Source organism: Bradyrhizobium jicamae (assembly GCF_018130695.1).
Taxonomy (GTDB): domain Bacteria; phylum Pseudomonadota; class Alphaproteobacteria; order Rhizobiales; family Xanthobacteraceae; genus Bradyrhizobium; species Bradyrhizobium jicamae_B.
On sequence record NZ_JAFCJX010000035.1, the window covers coordinates 12,557 to 30,692 of the forward strand.

The 18,136-nt window shown below is 66.0% G+C and carries 10 protein-coding genes; 3 read left to right on the forward strand and 7 right to left on the reverse strand.

What is annotated here, in order from left to right; genetic code table 11:
• Nucleotides 1-11 precede the first annotated feature (11 nt).
• Complete coding sequence (locus JQ604_RS35140) at nt 12-812, forward strand: enoyl-CoA hydratase/isomerase family protein (RefSeq protein ID WP_212365314.1); 801 nt, start codon at nt 12-14, stop codon at nt 810-812.
• A gap of 107 nt (nt 813-919) precedes the next feature.
• Here JQ604_RS35140 and JQ604_RS35145 read toward each other — a convergent pair whose 3' ends face one another.
• From JQ604_RS35145 to JQ604_RS42075, 5 genes are all read right to left on the reverse strand, one after another.
• The gene (locus JQ604_RS35145; protein ID WP_212365315.1) at nt 920-3,031 is read right to left on the reverse strand and encodes an acetate--CoA ligase family protein; all 2,112 of its coding nucleotides are present in this window, start codon (nt 3,029-3,031) and stop codon (nt 920-922) included.
• Between the two features lie 117 nt (nt 3,032-3,148).
• Nucleotides 3,149-3,901 (reverse strand): hypothetical protein, encoded by a 753-nt coding sequence (locus JQ604_RS35150; RefSeq protein WP_212365316.1) that lies wholly within the window; start codon nt 3,899-3,901, stop codon nt 3,149-3,151.
• Between the two features lie 3 nt (nt 3,902-3,904).
• A complete protein-coding gene (locus tag JQ604_RS35155; protein ID WP_212365317.1) occupies nt 3,905-4,699 on the reverse strand; it encodes an enoyl-CoA hydratase in 795 nt (264 codons plus the stop codon).
• A 24-nt stretch (nt 4,700-4,723) separates the two neighbouring features.
• Nucleotides 4,724-5,932, reverse strand: coding sequence for an ABC transporter substrate-binding protein (locus JQ604_RS35160; protein WP_212365318.1), 1,209 nt, complete (start codon nt 5,930-5,932; stop codon nt 4,724-4,726).
• A 138-nt stretch (nt 5,933-6,070) separates the two neighbouring features.
• Nucleotides 6,071-13,570 carry an Ig-like domain-containing protein gene (locus tag JQ604_RS42075; protein WP_212365319.1) on the reverse strand — a complete coding sequence of 2,500 codons (7,500 nt, stop codon included), beginning with the start codon at nt 13,568-13,570 and terminating at the stop codon, nt 6,071-6,073.
• A 336-nt stretch (nt 13,571-13,906) separates the two neighbouring features.
• Here JQ604_RS42075 and JQ604_RS35170 point away from each other — a divergent pair, with 336 nt between their 5' ends.
• The gene (locus JQ604_RS35170) at nt 13,907-14,644 is read left to right on the forward strand and encodes a thermonuclease family protein (protein WP_212365377.1); all 738 of its coding nucleotides are present in this window, start codon (nt 13,907-13,909) and stop codon (nt 14,642-14,644) included.
• 56 nt (nt 14,645-14,700) lie between these two features.
• Nucleotides 14,701-16,170, forward strand: coding sequence for a M48 family metalloprotease (locus tag JQ604_RS35175; protein WP_212365320.1), 1,470 nt, complete (start codon nt 14,701-14,703; stop codon nt 16,168-16,170).
• Nucleotides 16,171-16,323: 153 nt separating this feature from the next.
• On the opposite strand, the gene JQ604_RS35180 is transcribed toward JQ604_RS35175, so the two are convergent.
• Both JQ604_RS35180 and JQ604_RS35185 read right to left on the reverse strand, forming a co-directional pair.
• Nucleotides 16,324-16,719: a c-type cytochrome gene (locus JQ604_RS35180; RefSeq protein WP_212365321.1), complete on the reverse strand. Its 396-nt coding sequence runs from the start codon at nt 16,717-16,719 to the stop codon at nt 16,324-16,326.
• A gap of 79 nt (nt 16,720-16,798) precedes the next feature.
• Entirely contained in the window at nt 16,799-18,088 is a 1,290-nt protein-coding gene (locus JQ604_RS35185) for an MFS transporter (protein ID WP_212365322.1), read from the reverse strand.
• Nucleotides 18,089-18,136 lie beyond the last annotated feature (48 nt).

The following is an 18,136-nucleotide window of genomic DNA, read 5'->3' on the forward strand; positions in this document are numbered from 1 at the left end:
GAGGACAGATCATGACCAAATACACTGATATCGGCGTCGAGCTTCACGGCCATGTCGGCCTGATCGAAATTCGCAAACCGCCGCTGAACTTCTTCGACGTCGCGCTGATCAACCAGATCGCCGACGCGCTGGAAGAATTCGACAACAATATCGAGATTCGCGCCTCGGTGCTTGCCGCACAAGGCAAGGCGTTCTGCGCCGGCGCCAATTTCGGCGACCCGGCCCGACAGGAGCAGGAAGAGCGCGCCAAGACCGACCCGGCGTCGAACCTGCCGATCAATCATCTCTACGTGCAGGCGGTGCGCATCTTCCGCAACAAGAAGCCGATCGTCGCCGCGATCCATGGCGCGGCCATCGGCGGCGGCCTCGGCCTCGCAGTATCGGCGGACTTCCGCGTCGCCTGCCCCGAAGCCCGCTTCTCGGCGAATTTCACCAAGCTCGGCTTCCATCCGGGCTTCGGCCTCACCACCACGCTGCCGGAGCTGATCGGCAAGAACAATGCCGAGCTGATGTTCTACACCAGCCGCCGCGTCACCGGCGAAGAGGCCTATCGCTGGGGCCTCGCCAATGTGCTGGTGCCGCAGGACCAGGTGCGCGCTGAGGCGATGAAGCTCGCGGCTGAGATCGCCGAATGCTCTCCGCTCGGCCTCGTCTCCACCCGCGCCACCATGCGCGGCAACCTCGCCGACCGCGTGCTGGCCGCGACCAACCATGAACTGGTCGAGCAGACCAAGTTGCGCGCGACCGAGGATTTCAAGGAAGGCGTGAAGGCTACAGCGGAACGGCGGGTGGCGAATTTCAGGGGCAGATAAGCAGCTTGCTTCGTAGGGTGGGCAAAGCGAAGCGTGCCCACCTTCACGAGCACACCGCGGATGGTGGGCACGGCGCAAGCGCGCCTTTGCCCACCCTACAATTCCAGCTAACCCTTCGGCACCACCAGCGCATCGACGATGGTGACGCCCTGGCCTTCCGGGTGCACCAGCACCGGATTGACCTCGATCTCCGCGATCTCGTGTGCGTGGCTCGCCGCCAGCACTGATATCTCCGAAATCAATCGCGCCAGCGTCGCGACATCCGCCTTCGGCGCGCCGCGAAACCCCTGCAGCAACGGCGCGGCCTTCAGCGTCTGCAGCATTGTCGCCGCCTCATCGGTGCTGACCGGCGCGGGACGATAAACGACGTCCCTGAACAGCTCGGTCGTGATGCCGCCGAGGCCTACCATCACCATCGGCCCGAATGTCTCGTCCGTCATGGTGCCGACGATGATCTCGACGCCCTTCTTCGCCATCGGCCCGACCAGCACGCCCTGGATATTGGCATCTGGTCGCTGCTTCTGCACGGCCTCCAGCATGTCGCGATGGGCGGTGAACGCCTGGCCCTTGGTCGCGATGTTGAGGCTGATACCGCCGACCTCGCTCTTGTGCGGGATATCCGCCGACTGGATCTTCATCACCAGCGGAAAGCCCGCAGCTGTGATCGCGGCATCGAGCTCGTCGCGGTTGGCGACCAGCGTCTCGTCCGGCACCGCGATGCCGGCATCGCGCAGCAGCGACTTGCTGTCGAATTCGGAGAGCGTCTTCCCTGTCAGATGCCACGACAGATCGCGTGCGCCCGATGTCTGCGCCACGTCCGGCGCCAGCCGAAACTTCGCATACTCCGTCAAACGCTTCATCGCGACGCCGACATGGGTCAGACCCGACAGCACGACCACGCCGGATTTCGCAAACTCGCGCCGCGCAAAGTCCGACGGCAGCGTGTAGGAGTAGAACACCACCGGCTTGTTCTGCGCCGCGATGACCGGCTTCAGCTCGGCCTCCTTGAACGGCATCCGCGTCTCGCTCGACAGCGACAGCACCACCAGCGTCGCATCCACTTCATCGGATGTGTCGAACAGCTCGATGCTCTTCTGCAGGCCGCCGGAGGTGACGCCCTGCGCGGTGACGTCGATGGGATTGCCCGCAGCGCCATAGGACGGCATCCACTGCTTGATCTTGCCTTGCGCCTCCGCCGACAATTCCGGCACCCGCAAGCCCTGCAGCGACACCGTATCCGCGCCCCAGATGCCGGCGCCGCCGGACACGGTCAGCACGGCGACGCGGTCGCCTCTCGGCAAAGGATTGCTCGCCAGCACAGCCGCGATGGTCACGGCCTCGTCGAGATCGTTGGAGACGATGAAGCCATATTTCGCGAACACCGCATCATACGCCGCTGACCAGCCGGCCATGCTCGCGGTGTGCGAGGCCGCCGCGCGCTCGCCCGCGCCGGAGCGGCCGACTTTCGTGACGATGACGGGCTTCTTCATCTCAGCCGCCCGCTTCGCCGCCGACAGAAATTTGTCGACGTCGCGGATACCCTCGATGAACAGCATGATCACATCAGTCGAGGCGTCCTGCACCATATAGTCCAGGAATTCGCCGGCGCCGAGATCGCTCTCATTGCCGGCGCTGACGACGTAGCTGATCGCGACCCCGATCGCCTTGGCGCGGTGCTTGATGGCAAAGCCGATGCCGCCGGTTTGCGCGACAATGCCGACCCGGCGTCTGGTGGCGACCAGCGGCACATGGCCCGGCTTGACGTCGACCGTCGGGCTGAAGGTGGCCGCGACCTTCTGCACCTCGCTCATGAATCCTTCGGCATTCGGGCCGGAAATCCGCATTCCCGTCCGCTTCGCCAGCGCGACGATCGCATCCTGCATCGCAGCGCTGTCGCCGCCCTCCTCCGCGAAACCGGAGGAGATGATGACGGCGTTCTTGACGCCCGCCGCCGCGCACTGCTCCAGCGCCGGCAACACCGCACGGGCAGGAATCACGATCACGGCGAGATCAATGGGCGCACCGATCTCGCCGACCGATTTGTAGCATTTGAGCCCGTCGATCTCGTCGTAGTTCGGATTGATCGGATAGAGTTTGCCGGGATATTCGTTCTTCCGCAGCATCGACAACAGCCGCCCCGGAATCTTCTCCTGATCGCGCGAGGCGCCGATCAGCGCGATGCTTGCGGGAGCGAAGAAGGAATCGAGCGGGTGCGACATGCGGGGCGTTCCGTGTTTTTCTTCTTGTAGCCCGGATGGAGCGAAGCGCAATCCGGGGCTGGATCATCCGCCGAGAGTGGCCCCGGATTTCGCTTCGCTCCATCCGGGCTACGGTCGTCATGCCAGGCGAAAGTTCACCCCACACAGGAAGAACTCGTCCCCCTGCACCTTGCAGCCCCGCACCTTCGCCGCCGCCAGCACCTTGGCCTTGTCGACCACCTTGAACGTCAACCCGCTCATGATCTCGGCATCGCCCTTCACGAAGCGAAACGTGCTGTTCGGCAGCTTCACCGTGGCCCCATCGGCTGATACCCCGACGATCTTGCCCCAATGCGCCGCCAGCGCCGCGGGCTCCGGGCTCTGCAGCTCGACCTCGGTCAGCGCCAAGGTCGTGTCCTTGCGGATTGCTTTCTGCCAATCGGGGCCGGCCGGCGGATACGGGCCCAGCACATCGTCGCTACCGTCGGTGTGATTGAACTCGATAAAGGCGGCGCGGCAGTCGCGGGGGTGCAGTTGCACGCCGTGATAGGGCGCATGCGTGATGACGTTGGCGGTGCGCACGCCCATCGCGTTGGCTTTCGCGCCGCGCGCATCGGGATCCTCGCAGCAGAAGATCGCCATATAGCCGCCGCGGCCGCCGGTCTTCTCGATGAAGCGGCCGGCTGCGGTGTCCGGTCCCATCGTGAAGGGCGCGACGACCTCCAGCAGGATGGTGTCGACCGGCATCAGCGCATTCTCGAGTCCGTACTTCGCGACATTGCCGTCGCGATAGCAGACGTTAAGGCCCATGATCTCGGTGATATCAGAGATCACGGGCGCCAGCTGCGGCGCCACCAGGCAGATCTGCCGCAGCCGCATGTACTCAGCCATGGTCTACTGCCCCAGGAACGACGGTTTGCGCTTCTCGACGAAGGCCTTCGCTGCTTCCTTGTGGTCGGCGGTCTCGCCGGCGCGGGAGTGATGGATCGCCTCGCCGTCGAAGCAGGCCTCCAGCGACATCGACTCGGCATTGTTGATGTTGCGCTTGATGTAGCCGAGCGCGACCGACGGTCCGTTCGCAAGCGACCGTGCCAGATCGAGCGCCTCCGCCTCGATATCGGCATCGGGCACGACCTTGCTGACCATATTCAGATTGTAGGCCTCCTGCGCCGACAGCACCGGCGACAGCAGATAGAGCTCGCGCGCTTTCGCGCTGCCGAGCATCTGGGTCAGGAAATAGGTGCCGCCGTAGTCGCCGGAGTAGCCGACCTTGGCAAACGCGGTGGTGATCTTGCAGGAGGCACTGGCGATGCGCAGGTCGCAGGACAGCGCGATCGACAGACCGGCGCCGGCCGCCGCACCGTCGAGCTGCGCCACCACGGGCTTCGGCATCTGGTGCAGGATGCGCGAGACCTCCATGCCCTTGCGCAAGGTCGCCGTCTTGGCTTCGAACGCCATCGGCGCGCGCCCCTCCGCCATCGACTTGACGTCGCCGCCGACGCAGAACGTGCCGCCAGCGCCCTTGAGCAGCACCGCGCGCACCTCGGGATCATCCTGCGCCCGCCGCGCCGCCTCGACCAGGCCGCGCGTCATGTCGGGATTGAGCGCATTGCGGCGCTCGGGCCGGTTCATGGTGATGGTGAGCAGGCCATGCTCGAGGGATTGAAGGACCATCTGGTTGTCGCTCATGGCTTTCAGCCTTTCGTTGTTGGATTATTTCTTCACCAGCGGGCAGCGCGAGATGTCCAGCGACTGGAACGCCTCATTGCCCGGCACGGTCGCGAGCAGCTTGTAGTCGTCCCAGCGGCCCTTCGACTCCGACGGCTTCTTCACCTCGAACAGGTACATGTCGTGCACCATGCGGCCGTCGTCGCGGATCTTGCCGTTCCTGGCGAACATGTCGTTGATCGGGGTCTCCTTCATCAGCTTCATGACCGCGGCCGCATCCGTGGTGCCGGCAGCCTTCACGGACTTCAGATAATGCAGCACGGAGGAATAGACGCCGGCCTGCGCCGAGGTCGGCACCCGCCCCTTGTTGCGCTCCATGAAGCGTTTTGAGAAGGCGCGGCTGTCGTCGTTGAGATCCCAATAGAAGGCTTCGGCGAGCAAGAGACCCTGCGCGGTTTCGAGCCCGACGCTGTCGATGTCGGTGACGAAGGCGAGCAGCGGCGAGATTTTCTGGCCGCCCTTGGTGATGCCGAACTCGGCGCCCTGCTTGATCGCGTTGATAGTGTCGCCACCGGCATTGGCAAGCCCGATCACCTTGGCCTTGGAGGACTGCGCCTGCAGCAGGAAGGAGGAGAAATCGGACGTGTTGAGCGGATGCCGCACGCTGCCGAGCACCTTGCCGCCGGACTTCACCACGACATTGGTGGTGTCCTTTTCCAGATCCTGGCCGAACGCGTAGTCTGCGGTGAGGAAGAACCAGCTGTCGAGGCCGGACTTCACCGCAGCAAGGCCCGTGACATTGGCCTGCGCAAAGGTGTCGAACACATAATGCACGGTGTAGGGGCCGCAGGCCTCGTTGGTGAGGCGGATCGAGCCCGGGCCGTTGAAGATTACGATCTTGCCCCGCGCCTTGGCGATCTCGCCGGCGGCGAGCGCCGTTGCCGACGCCGCGACGTCAAAGATCATCTCGACGCCCTGGTTGTCGAGCATGTCGCGCGCGATGTTGGCGGCGAGATCGGCCTTGTTGAGATGATCGGCGACCACAATCTCGACCTTGCGGCCGAGCACTTCGCCGCCAAAATCCTCCACCGCCATCTTGGCGGCGAGCTCGCTGCCGGGGCCGGTGATGTCGGCATAGAGGCTCGACATGTCGAGGATGCCGCCGAGCTTGAGTGGAGGCTTGCCTTGCGCCAGCGCCGCCGTGGCCGAGATCGCAAACACGCCAGCCAATGCACCGGCCAAAACTCGCTTCATCCAAAGCCTCCCTTGATTGACGGACCTCGTTCGCTCAGGGTCCGTTTCGAGGGCAGGATCATGCCGCATGGCCTGCACTGCAGCAAGCCACAGCGACAGCGATGAATTTTCCGCTAGCCGGGATGAGGCCGTGCGAGATCAAAGATGCAGATCGGCGACCGGGTGATACGTCGTGCCGGACGGCAGGCCGAGATACAGCATTTTCAGGCCGTATTGCTCGGCGAATGCCGTTGCCGTCGAATCCATGATGATCGCCCCGCTCAGGTCCAGATGGATCGCCGGGCGCGTGATGCTTCCGAGCGTCACGGCGGGCGCAGTCGTCTCGTTGATCTCGAGCGCGTTGAACGCGGCGGTGACCGACGACAGCGAGGCCGCGTTGCCGGCGAGGTCGACCACGCTTGCGCCATTCGCGGCGAAGCCGGTGACGGCGAGCGAGGCGGCGCGATTGGACGCGCCCACGATGTGATCGAACACCAGCTTCGAGGGATCGCCGAGCAGCGCGGTGGCGGCGGCATCGTAGAGAGCCGTGCCGCCATCGTTCAGCGTCAGGCTCGGCACGCCGCCGCCGACGCGGACTGCCTCGTTGAAATCGAGCGTCAGCTGAACCAGCGAGCCCGTCGCCGCCACACCGCCGGACGGCGTCGCGGTGATGGCGTCCAGATGCGGCGCTGACGTGTCGAGCGTGAAGGTCAGGCTCGAGAGCGCGCTGACATTGCCGGCGGCGTCGACCTCCTGCACCGTCACGGTGTGCACGCCATCGGTGGTGAAGACCGGCGCGACGCTCGAGAAGCTCGACGCGCCGTCAGCCTTGAAGCGCAGCGTGTCGGCTGCATCGAACTTGATGTAGTCGATCTGCGCATTGCTGGTGATGTGGTCGGTGGCCGAGACGCCGGTATCGCGGTGCAAGGCCAGCGTCGGCGCCGACGGCGCCTTGGTATCGCCCGTGAGGTTGATGGTGCCGCTCGCGGCACCGGCGTTGCCGGCGACATCGGTATAGCTCGACGCATTGACCTGCACCGAGCCTGCTTCGGTGTCGGTCACGTCGGGCGTGAAGATCGCGGTGTAGATGTCCTGCCCTGAGCCATTGACGCCGACATGGGCGAGGCTGCCGAGCGCACCACCATGGACCGCGACATCGCCGAGCGCAAAACCCGCGACCGCCTCCGAGAAGGTGAAGGTCATCAGCGCCGCATCGCCCGCATGCAACACGGTATGATCAGCCGCCACCGACACCGTCGGCGCATGGGTGTCGCCGCCGATCGTGGCCGTGTTGCTCGCCGTTCCGGCATTGCCGGCCGCGTCGCTGTAGCTCGCGGCGATGATCCGGACCGAGCCCGCCAGCGTATCGTTCACGTCGGGCGCAAACGTCGCCGTGTAGATATCCTGGCCCGCGCCGTTGAGGCCGACATGGACGAGATTGCTCAGCGCGCCGCCGGTGACCGCGGCATCGCCGAGCGCAAAGCCGGTGACTGCCTCCGAGAAAGTGAAGGTCACGGTCGCGTTCTGGCCGGCCAGCACCGTGGCCGGGTTGATTGCGACCGAGGCCGTCGGCGCCTTGGTGTCGCCAGTAAAGCTGATCGTGCCGCTCGCCGCGCCCGAATTGCCGGCGACGTCGGTGTATGTCGACGCCGCGACCTGCACCGAGCCTGCCTCGTTGTTGCTTTCGTCGGGCGTGAAGGTTGCCGTGTAGACGTCCTGGCCGGACCCGTTGACGCCGGTATGGATGAGATTGCCGAGCGCGCCACCGTGTACGGTGACGTCACCGAGCGCAAAGCCTGTGACCGCCTCGGAGAAGGTGAAGGTCACCTGCGCCGTCTGCCCCGCCAGCAGCGTGCCGTGATCGGCCGAGACCGACACGGTCGGCGCCTGCGTGTCGCCATCGAGGGTCGCGGCATTGCTCGCCGCGCCGGCATTGCCGGCTGAGTCGCTATATTCAGCCGCGTTGACCTGCACCGAGCCGGTCTCGGTGTTGCTGACATCGGGGACGAAGCTCGCGGTGTAGATGTCCTGACCCGAACCGTTGAGCCCGACATGGATGAGATTGGTCAGCGTGCCGCCGTGAACCGTCGTATCGGTCACCAGGAAGCCGGTGATCGTCTCCGAGAAGGCGAAGGTCACGACAGAGTTCTGTCCGGCCAGCACGCTGTCCGGAGTCATCGTCACCGTCACGCTGGGCGAGAGCGTGTCGCCGGTGAAGTTGACGGAGTTGCTGGCCGCGCCGGCGTTGCCGGCAGAGTCGGCATAGCCTGACGTATTGACCTGCACCGACCCGGTCCCGGCGTTGGTCGCATCGGGCGTGAAGGTCGCAGTGTAGATGTCTTGACCTGCGCCATTGACGCCGGTGTGGACGAGATTGCCGAGCGCGCCGCCGCTCACGGCCACATCGCCGAGCGCGAAACCGGAGACTGCCTCGGAGAAGGTGAAGGTCACCACCGCAGTCTGGCCGGCGAGCAGCGCGGTATGGTCCGCCGCGATCGAGACCGTCGGCGCCAGCGTGTCGCCGCTGAAATTGATCGCCGAGCTCGCCGCGCCGGAATTGCCGGCGATGTCGGTATAGCTGGACGTATTGACCTGCACCGATCCGGTCTCGGCATTGGCCGCATCGGGCGTGAAGGTCGCGGTGTAGACATCCTGCCCGGAGCCGTTGACGCCGACATGGACGAGATGGTCGAGCGCTCCGCCGCTCACCGCGACATCGCCCAGCGCAAAGCCGCTCACCGCCTCGGAGAAGGTGAAGGTGACGGTCGAGGTCTGCCCGGCCTGCAGCGTGGTCCGATCGGCCGCGATCGACACCGTCGGCGCCAGCGTATCGCCGGTGAAGCTCACCATTGCGCTCGCCGCGCCGGCATTGCCGGCGGCGTCGGCATAGCTCGATGCATTGACCTGCACCGAACCCGCTTCGGCATCGCTCGCATCGGGCGTGAACACGGCGGTGTAGACGTCCTGATGCGATCCGTTGAGCCCGACATGCACGAGATTGCCGAGTGCGCCGCCGCTCACCGCGACATCGCCGAGCGCAAAGCCGGTCACCGCCTCGGAGAAGGTGAAGGTGACGGTCGAGGTCTGCCCGGCCAGCAGCGCGGTCGTATCAGCCGCAACCGACACTGTCGGCGCGATGGCGTCGACCTGCAGATGGAGGTCGGCGGCCGCGTTGTCGAGCACGGCATCCTGCCCTGAGGGATCCTTGATCGTGCCGCCATTGAGCGCGACGCCCTGCACCTGCAGATCGGCCGAGCTGTCGCCGTCCTGCACGGTATAGCTGAACACCAGTGCCTGCGAGCCGCTGCCGCTGACATAGCCGGCGACCTTGCCGTCACTGAGCTGCAGCTCCGGCGTACCCGTCACGCTCACCGCATTGTTGAAGCCGAGCGTGATGGTGACGACCTTGCCGGTGTTCAGCAGCGTCAAATGATTGGTCGTATCAGATGTGACCGAGGTGATGCTCGCCTGCGACCGTATCTCCAGATGCGGCGACGCCGAACCATCGGAGGCGAGGATCAGCGAGGCGGCCGAAGCCCCCGACCCAAAGCTGAGATTCAACGACGCCAGCGTGGTGCCGGCGCTGTTCTTCACCAGCAGCACACCGTTCGAATAAGACAGCGTGTCCGTTGCGTCATAGGCGATGCCAGCGAAGTCGATGGTGTCGCCGCCGGAAAAGCCGGTGATCGACGTGCCGAACGACATGCCCGAGAAGGCCGCCGCATCGAGCACGAGCTTGTCGGTGGTGCCGGCTGTGAAGGCAATCGCGCCCGTTCCCGCCGCGCCACTGGCCGCGAGCTCGAGGATCGCGCCCTCGATCACCGTGCCGCCCGAATAGGTGTTGTGCGCCGACAGCACCAGCCGCCCGCCGCCGGTCACCTCGACATCGCCAGCGGTCGTGCCATCCGAGATCACGCCGCTCTGGATCACCGTCTCGCCGGCCGCGACGTTGAAGATGGGATCGCCGGCAACGGTGATGTTGTGGGTCTGGGTAAAGCCGTCGGTGAAGCTGATGCCGGTGCCGTCGCCGAGCTTCAGCACGCTGGTGACCGCGCCGAGATTGACGTTGGCCGAGATCGAAATCACGGTCCCGCTGCCGCTGACCGCCGTGTTGCCGGTGAAGCTATTGCTGCCGCCGAGAACGACGGTGCCGCCGCCGCTGATGAGCAGCCCGCCGGTGCCGGCATTTCCGCCGGTGCCGCCACTGCCGCTCTGGTCCGCGATGTCGTTGGCAACCGTCAGCGTCTCGCCGCTCGCCGGCGTGAAGCTGAGATTGTTGTTGCCCTGGATGAAGATGCCGGAGCCGTACGCCGCGCCGCTGGCCTGGCCGGCGCCATTGGTGCCGCCCTTGATGGCGTTGAAGCCCGAATCGTTCGACAGCGAGCCGCCCTTGAAGATCAGCGAGCCGCCCTGCTCGACAAAGACCGTGCCGCCGGCGCCAAGACCACCGCCGCCAACCGTGCTGGTGCCGTCTCCGCCACCGAAGCCACCCGTGCCACTGACACCGCCACCGCCGCCGAAGCCACCATCGGCGCCATAGCCACCGCCACCGCCGAAGCCGCCATTGCCGAACGCGCCGCCGCCACCGCCGTAACCGCCATCGCCGCCGTCAGCCGCATCGGCGCCGCCGATGCCACCGCCCGCGCCGTGCGCGCGGTTATTGCTGCCGTAGAAGCCACCCGCACCGCCGCCACCGCCATTGGCGCCGCCCGTTCCGCCATACCAGTAAAGAATCGTCCCGTTCCCGTACGGGATCAGGTAGCCGTCGACTCCCTTACCGCCGCCGTCGGCGTTGGGGACAATGCCGGCCGAACCGTTCTGGAACGCAGCCGAGTTCGCGCCCTGCGCGCCAAGGCCGATGCCGCCGCCGCTGCTGTTTCCGCCCTTGCCGCCCATGCCGCCGCCGCCGCCGAAGCCGTCGACGTTGTAGGCGGTCGCGGTGCTGCCGGTTCCGCCGTTGCCGCCGATCGCGGCGCTGTTGTGGAAGGTGACGTTGTCGATCGTGGCACTGCCGTTCGACGAGACGAACAGCGCGCCGCCAAGCCCGGCGCCGCCGCCACCGCCGCCACTTATGACGCCGCCGCCGGCCGCGACGGTGTTCTGGATGGTCAGGTTCTCGAGATTGAGGTTGCCCGCATAGACGAAGAAGCCGCGCTGGGCGTTGAGGCCGTCGATCGTGTACGTGCCGCCATGACCATCGCTGCCGTTGATCGTGACGGTCGACCCGCTCAGGAGATTAAGCGCGTACAGCTCCGACGTCAGGCTGAAATTCGCGGTGACGTTGATCGTGTAGTTGGCATTCGAGGCGGCGTTCTGTCCGCCGGAGTCAATCTGCAGAATCGCGGCATTGAGCTCGGCGACGTTGGAGACGTTGAAGACCCGCGTCGAGACGATCTGCACGATCGTTCCGCCACCCGCATCCTGCGAGAGCTGGAAGCGGGCGCCGCCGTCGAGCCCGCTCAAGGTCAGTGTGTCGGTCGTGGTGCCGTTCGAGACCGACAGCGTATTGCCGGACAGGCTGACCGTGTTCAGCGACGGGTTCTGGGTGTTGTACTGCAGCCCGGTCAGGTCGATCGACTGGCCGGGATTGAAATTCGCGATCGTGTTGCCGAAGCTGTTGCCGGTCAGCGCGGCATTGTCGATCTTCAGCGTGCCGACGATGCCCGTCGTGAACGAGATGCTGCCCGTTCCGGCTGCGCCTGTTGTGGTGAGCCACATCGTGCCCGAAGAGATCGTCGTACTGCCGTAGCTGTTGGCATGGCCAAGCACGAGCGTGCCGCCGCCATCGATGCCGAGATTGCCGCTGCCGGTGACGAGCGCGGTGTCGGTGACGGTCATGCCGTTCGCGATCGACAGGAGCGAGTTGCCGGAGACCGAGATCGTGTCGTCGAAAATGCCGCCCGTCGTCAGCGACAGATGCCCGCCGTTCAGGCCGAGCGTGCCATTGAGCCCCGAGAACTGCCCAAGGCCGAGTTGCAACATGCCCGCGCCGCTCAGCGTGAACGTGCCGGAGCCGCTGATCGTGCCGGTGTCGACGAGCGTGCCGGACGAGACGTCGAAGGTGCCGCCGCCTCCGCTCAGTTGAATCGCGTGCGTGAAGGTGTAGCCGCCGGTCGTGGTCAGCGTGCCGCCATTGAGGATCAGCGCGCTTGCCGTGCCGCCGATATTGTTGTCGGCGGTGATCGAGACGACATTGCCGCCGTCGATCTGGGTGCCGCCGACATAGCTGTTCGCACCCGTCAGCGTGAGCGTGCCGCCGCCGGACACCTCGAGCTTTCCGGTCGTGCCGCTGCCGCTGATGCCGCGCTCGTCATAGATGGTATCGCCGATCGTGAGTGTCGTGACGGTATCCAGGCCGGTCCCATGCGAGGAGAACACCGTGTGCGTCGGCGTGACGACCATCGTGCCCTGGATGAAGATGTCGCCATAGGCCGAGCCATCGCCCGCGCCGTTGGCGCCGGTGCCGCCGGTTTCGGTCGCATCCGCCAAGGTGCCACCGATGACGGTGAGCTGGCCGCCCTGCTGCACGAAGATGTCGCCGCCGAGGCCGGCGCCGCCGCCACCGCCACCGGCGAGCGAGCCGCTGCCGCCGCCGAATCCGCCGGCGCCGACCGTGCCGTCCGAACCGCCGCCACCACCGCCAAATCCGCCATTGCCGCCGCTGTGCGCGTAGCCGCTGCCGCTGCCGGAGCCGCCACCGCCGCCACCGAAACCACCGTCGCCGCCGGCGAAGATGCCGCCGCCGCCGCCACCACCGACGCCGCCGTCGCCGCCGAAGCCAAGCAGGGTGCCGCCGGGACCGCCGCCGACCGAGTTGGCGCCACCGATGCCGCCGCCGCCGCCTCCGACGCCGCCGCCACCGCCGCCGCCATCGGCGCCGCCGCTCGCATGCGCGCCATAACCGGAGCCGCCGTAATTGTCGGCGCCCTGCCCGCCGCCCGCGCCGACCACCGTTGCCGGCGTGCCGCCGGCGCTCGACGCGCCGGTCGAGGGATGCTGGCTGTCCGAGCCGGCCTCGCTGTAGCCGGTGCCGCCAATGCCGTGATAGCCGAAATAATCCTGGCCGCCGAAGCCGCCACCACCACCGCCGCCGCCATTGCCGGCACCGCCATCGGCGCCGATACCGCCACCGCCGCCACCGCCGCCGAGCGGATCGACCGCGCCGCCATCGCCACCCTTGGCGGTGTTGCTGCCGAAATTGACGTTGATGAGCGTGACATCGGCATTCGCACCGACGAACAATCCGCCGCCGAGACCGGCACCCCCGCCACCACCGCCGGTGCCGCCATTGCCGCCGCTCGCGACCGCATTGACGATGGTCAGATTCTTGAACGTGACTGTGCCGGAGACGACGACAAAACCTTGATAGCCGCGCGCGTCGATGACGTCGTTGTAGTTTTGCAAGCCGCCGAAGTGATTGTTGTAGTCGGAGTTGCCGTCGAACGTCAGCGTCGAGCCGCTCATCAGGTTGATGGCGGGCAAATCGTCCAGCAGCTGCAAGGTGCGCGCGCCCGACGAGAGCGAGAAATTGATGATGTAGTCGGTGTTCGCGGCGGCCATGCCGCCACCGACGCTGATCGCCTCAATTGCCGTGTAGAGCTGGAGATAATCGTGGAGCGGATCGCTGGTCGTCAGCGTCAGGACAACGGGGCTAGACACCAGGCACCTCGGCAATATGCGCGCGAGCGCGACGGCGATTCATCGCCAGAAACAATTGCCGGTTAATTAGCTTGCGTCGCAAGTCATTGGCAACACTAATGAATTCTCATTCCGCGCACGATTTGCGGGATGGTGAATCGGCGCATGCGAAACAAGCCGAAACGCGTGCGCGTGATGAGAAGTTTGGTGTGTGCGTTCGGCTCTGGCTCGTTGACGGAGTTTTCGCCAGACTGCGTTCGTGATGATCACGCTGCACCGAATGAAGCACGCGAGAGTGACGAGCAAAGCATGATGCGTTCACGCGATGGAGCAAAGCGTCATGGCCGACGTATCCTCATGATGACGGCATGCATGCTCGCGATGCCTGCGTCCATCGGACGGAGCGAAGCGGCGGGCTGCAATTTCGACGTACAAGGCGCAGGCCGCGTCGCAGCCGTCGTCGATGCGCGGAGCTTTCGTCTCGACGATGGCAGCGAGGTGCGCCTCGTCGGCATCGAGGTGCCGGACAAGGCGAAGGCGAACGCGGCGCTGTCGACGCTGCTCGTCGGCCGCGACGTGACACTGCGCGGCAGCGACGACACGCCGGACCGTTACGGCCGCCAGGGTGCGTTCGCCTACGTCGCCGAAACGCTGGTTCAGGGCGAGCTCCTGAAGCAGGGTCTCGCGCTGGTTTCCACCGAGATCGCCGACAAGGACTGCGCGGCCGCCCTGATGGCCGCGGAGGCCGAGGCGCGGCAGGGCAAAAGGGGAACCTGGGCCGAGTCCACCGTCATAAAAAACGCGGAAAGTCCGGGCGATATTTTGGCCGGGATCGGGCGCTTTACGGTGGTCGAGGGCAGGGTTTTGTCCGTGCGGCAAGCAGGGGCGACGACCTATCTGAATTTTGGCCGAAACTGGACACAGGACTTTGCCGCGACTATTTCAAGGCGCATAGTCCCTGCCTTCGAGGCGGCCGGGCTTGCGCCTAAATCCCTCGAGAATCGCAGGATTCGGGTCCGCGGCTGGGTGGAAGCGCGAAACGGGCCGCGAATCGAGTTGCTCCGGGTGGGGCAAGTGGAAGTGTTGGGGAACTAGCTTTCAGGCGATTGTGGGTTTTTGAATTGATTGAGCGTGCAGGACGGCGCCAGGGAATGACAGGCCTCCGGCTCTCGGCTGCGCCGGCGCTCGTCTGCGCCACACTGATGCTGTCGGCCTGCGGCAATCTCGGCAGCCGGTTCGAGACCGCAGCTCCCACAACGCCGACCGCCCCCACCGCCAAGCCCAACCGCGTCGTGCAGCAGACGCCGGCCAGCGAGCGCGAGCATGAGCGCATCCTCGCCTCCTACGGCGGCGCCTATGACGATCCCCGGCTCGAGCAGCTGATCAGCAAGACCGTCGAGCGGCTGGTCGCGGCCTCCGACCGTCCCGACCAGGCCTACAAGGTCACGATCCTCAATTCCGGTGCGGTGAATGCCTTCGCGCTGCCGACCGGCCAGCTCTATGTCACGCGCGGCCTGATCGCGCTGGCCAGCGACACCTCCGAATTGTCGTCGGTGCTCAGCCACGAGATGGCGCATGTGCTGGCCAAGCACGCCTCGATCCGCGAGGACCAGGCGCGGCAGGCCGCGGTGGTGACGCGCGTCGTCACCGACATGAGCAACGATCCCGATCTCACCGCGCTGGCGCTGGCGAAGACCAAGCTGACGATGGCGAGCTTCTCGCGGCAGCAGGAGTTCGAGGCCGACGGCATCGGCATCGGCCTCGCGGCGCGCGCGCATTTCGATCCCTATGGTGCCGCACGCTTCCTCACCGCGATGGAGCGCAATGCGGCGCTGAGGGTCGGCAAGACCGCGCTCGATCCGCGCGCGCAGGATTTCACTTCCTCGCATCCGGCGACCCCCGAGCGCATCCAGAACGCGCAGGCGACCGCGCGGCAATACACCTCGCCGGAAAGCACCGAGCGCGACCGCGAGGCGTATCTGGCCGCGATCGACAACATCGTCTATGGCGAGGATCCGAGCGAAGGTTTCGTCCGCGGCCGGCGTTTCCTGCATCCCAAGCTCGGCTTCACCTTCCAGGCACCCGACACGTTCACGCTCGACAACACCGCGCAGGCGGTGATCGGCGTCCGCGAGGGCGGTACGCAGGCGATGCGCTTCGACGTGGTGCGCGTCCCGGCCGAGCAGTCGCTCGGCGAGTACCTCAATTCCGGCTGGATGGAAGGCGTCGACAAGTCGTCGACCGAGGACATCACCATCAACGGCTTCCCGGCCGCATCGGCCACCGCGCGCGGCGACCAGTGGCAGTTCAAGGTCTACGCGCTGCGCTTCGGCACCGACGTCTACCGCTTCATCTTCGCGGCCAAGCAGAAGAGCACCGAGAGCGAGCGCAACGCGCGCGAGACCGTCAACTCGTTCCGCCGCCTGACACTGGAAGAGATCCAGGCCGCGCGCCCCTTGCGCATCAAGGTCATCAACGTGCAGCCCGGCGACACCGTGGAATCGCTCTCCCACCGCATGGCCGGCGTCGATCACCCGACCGAGCGCTTCCGCATGCTCAACGGCCTCGAGGCCCACGCGCAGGTCAAGCCGCGTGATCGCGTCAAGATCGTGGTGGATTGATCTTACCGCCTCCCCACCGGTCTTTCCCCTCATCCTGAGGAGCTTGCGCAGCAAGCGTCTCGAAGGACGAGGCCACCAGCCGGGCCACATGGTTCGAGACGGCGCAAGGGGCGCCTCCTCACCATGAGGGGATGGATTACTCACGCCGCGCGACTACTTCGCCTTCTCCTTCAAGAACGCGATGATATCCGCGCGATCCTGCGGGCTCTCGACGTCGAAGAACATCTTCGTCCCCGGCACCAGCTTCTCCGGATCAGTCAGCCATTTGTCGAGGTTCTCCTCGTTCCAGACGATGTTCGAGTTCTTCAGCTCCGGCGAATAATCGTAGCCCGGCGCCTTGCCGGCGAGGCGGCCGAATACACCCTTGTGGGCGGGGCCGGCGCCGTTCTCCTGGATCGAATGGCAGGCGCCGCAATCCTTGTAGAGCCTTGCGCCGCGCGTGGCGTCGCCCGCCGCGTGGGCGCTGGTCGCGGCCAGCATGAGGGCGGCCGCGGCAAGGGCATTTGCGCACGGCGATGCGGCGCGGCGGGCGATCGATTGCAGTTTCATGACTCTGCTCCTGTTGGCTCTGCGCAACGGGAGCGGTCGTGGGCCGGGATTATTCCCGCAACCGGCGGGGTAAGGCGCGTTAGCCCTCAGCCTCGCGCAAGCCACTGAGCCACAGCGCCAGCAGCGTCCACACCGCGCCGGACAGCAGATACGCGCCGGCCGAGATCAGGCCGAACTGCGTGGCCAGCAGCAGCGCGGCGAGCGGCGCGAAGCCGGCGCCGAACAGCCAGGCGAAATCCGAGGTCAGTGCGGAGGCCGTATAGCGATAGGTGCGCGCAAAGCTGGAGGCGATCGCGCCCGAGGACTGGCCGAAGGACAGGCCGAGCAGGATAAAGCCGAGCACCATGTACACGGTCTCACCGAGCGCGCCGGCATCGAGCAGCTGCGGTGCAAAGCCGCTATAGACCGCGATCGCGATCGCCGAGCCCAGCAACAGCGATTTGCGCCCCACCCGGTCGGCGATCATGCCGGAGGCCACGATCGCGGCGACACCAACGGCGGCGCCGACCATCTCGATGATCAGGAAGCGCACCGGGCTTTCCCTGGTGTACAGGAACACCCAGGACAGCGGGAACACCGTGACCATGTGAAACAGCGCAAAGCTCGCCAGCGGCGCGAAGGCGCCGAGCAGGATGTGGCGGCCCTCGCGTCCGACCGTCTCCATCACCGGCGCCGGCTGCAAATCGCGGCTCTCGAACAAATCGGCATATTCCGGCGTTGCCACCATGCGCAGCCGCGCGAACAGCGCCACCACGTTGATCGCGAACGCGACGAAGAACGGATAGCGCCAGCCCCAGTCGAAGAAATCCTGCGCCGAGAGATTGCCGGCAAAGAACGCGAACAGTGCGCTCGCCACGATCAGCCCGAGCGGCGCGCCGAGCTGCGGGATCATCGCATACCAGCCGCGATGCTGCGGCGGCGCGTTCAGCGCCAGCAGCGAGGCCATGCCGTCCCACGCGCCGCCCCACGCAATGCCTTGCGCCGCGCGCGCAGCGGCGAGCAGCCAGATCGCGGCGACGCCGATCTCGCTATAGCCGGGCAGGAACGCGATCGCGACCGTGGAGGTGCCCAACAAAAACAGCGCGATGATTAGCTTGGCACTCTTCCCGTAGCGGCGGTCGACCGCCATGAAGATCACGGTGCCGAGCGGACGCGCGACGAAGGCCAGCGCGAACAGCCCGAAGGAGAGCAGCGTGCCGGTCAGCTCGTTGACGAACGGAAACACCAGCCGCGGGAACACGATCACCGAGGCGATCGCGTAGACGAAGAAGTCGAAGAATTCCGAGGTGCGGCCAATGATGACGCCGATGGCGATCTCGCCGGGCTTGGCTTGCCCGTGCTTGGCCGTCTCGGGGAGTCCGTGAGTCATTGCAGGGGCCTGCGCCATCGCCAATCGCACCGTAAAATCATTGATCTG

Excerpts from the sequence above, each read along its gene's own strand:
- JQ604_RS35160 (WP_212365318.1), bottom strand. The coding sequence starts at position 5,932 with ATGAAGCGAGTTTTGGCCGGTGCATTGGCTGGCGTGTTTGCGATCTCG.
- JQ604_RS35140 (WP_212365314.1), top strand. The coding sequence starts at position 12 with ATGACCAAATACACTGATATCGGCGTCGAGCTTCACGGCCATGTCGGC.
- JQ604_RS35180 (WP_212365321.1), bottom strand. The coding sequence starts at position 16,719 with ATGAAACTGCAATCGATCGCCCGCCGCGCCGCATCGCCGTGCGCAAAT.
- JQ604_RS35170 (WP_212365377.1), top strand. The coding sequence starts at position 13,907 with ATGATGACGGCATGCATGCTCGCGATGCCTGCGTCCATCGGACGGAGC.
- JQ604_RS35185 (WP_212365322.1), bottom strand. The coding sequence starts at position 18,088 with ATGACTCACGGACTCCCCGAGACGGCCAAGCACGGGCAAGCCAAGCCC.
- JQ604_RS35155 (WP_212365317.1), bottom strand. The coding sequence starts at position 4,699 with ATGAGCGACAACCAGATGGTCCTTCAATCCCTCGAGCATGGCCTGCTC.
- JQ604_RS35150 (WP_212365316.1), bottom strand. The coding sequence starts at position 3,901 with ATGGCTGAGTACATGCGGCTGCGGCAGATCTGCCTGGTGGCGCCGCAG.
- JQ604_RS35145 (WP_212365315.1), bottom strand. The coding sequence starts at position 3,031 with ATGTCGCACCCGCTCGATTCCTTCTTCGCTCCCGCAAGCATCGCGCTG.
- JQ604_RS35175 (WP_212365320.1), top strand. The coding sequence starts at position 14,701 with ATGACAGGCCTCCGGCTCTCGGCTGCGCCGGCGCTCGTCTGCGCCACA.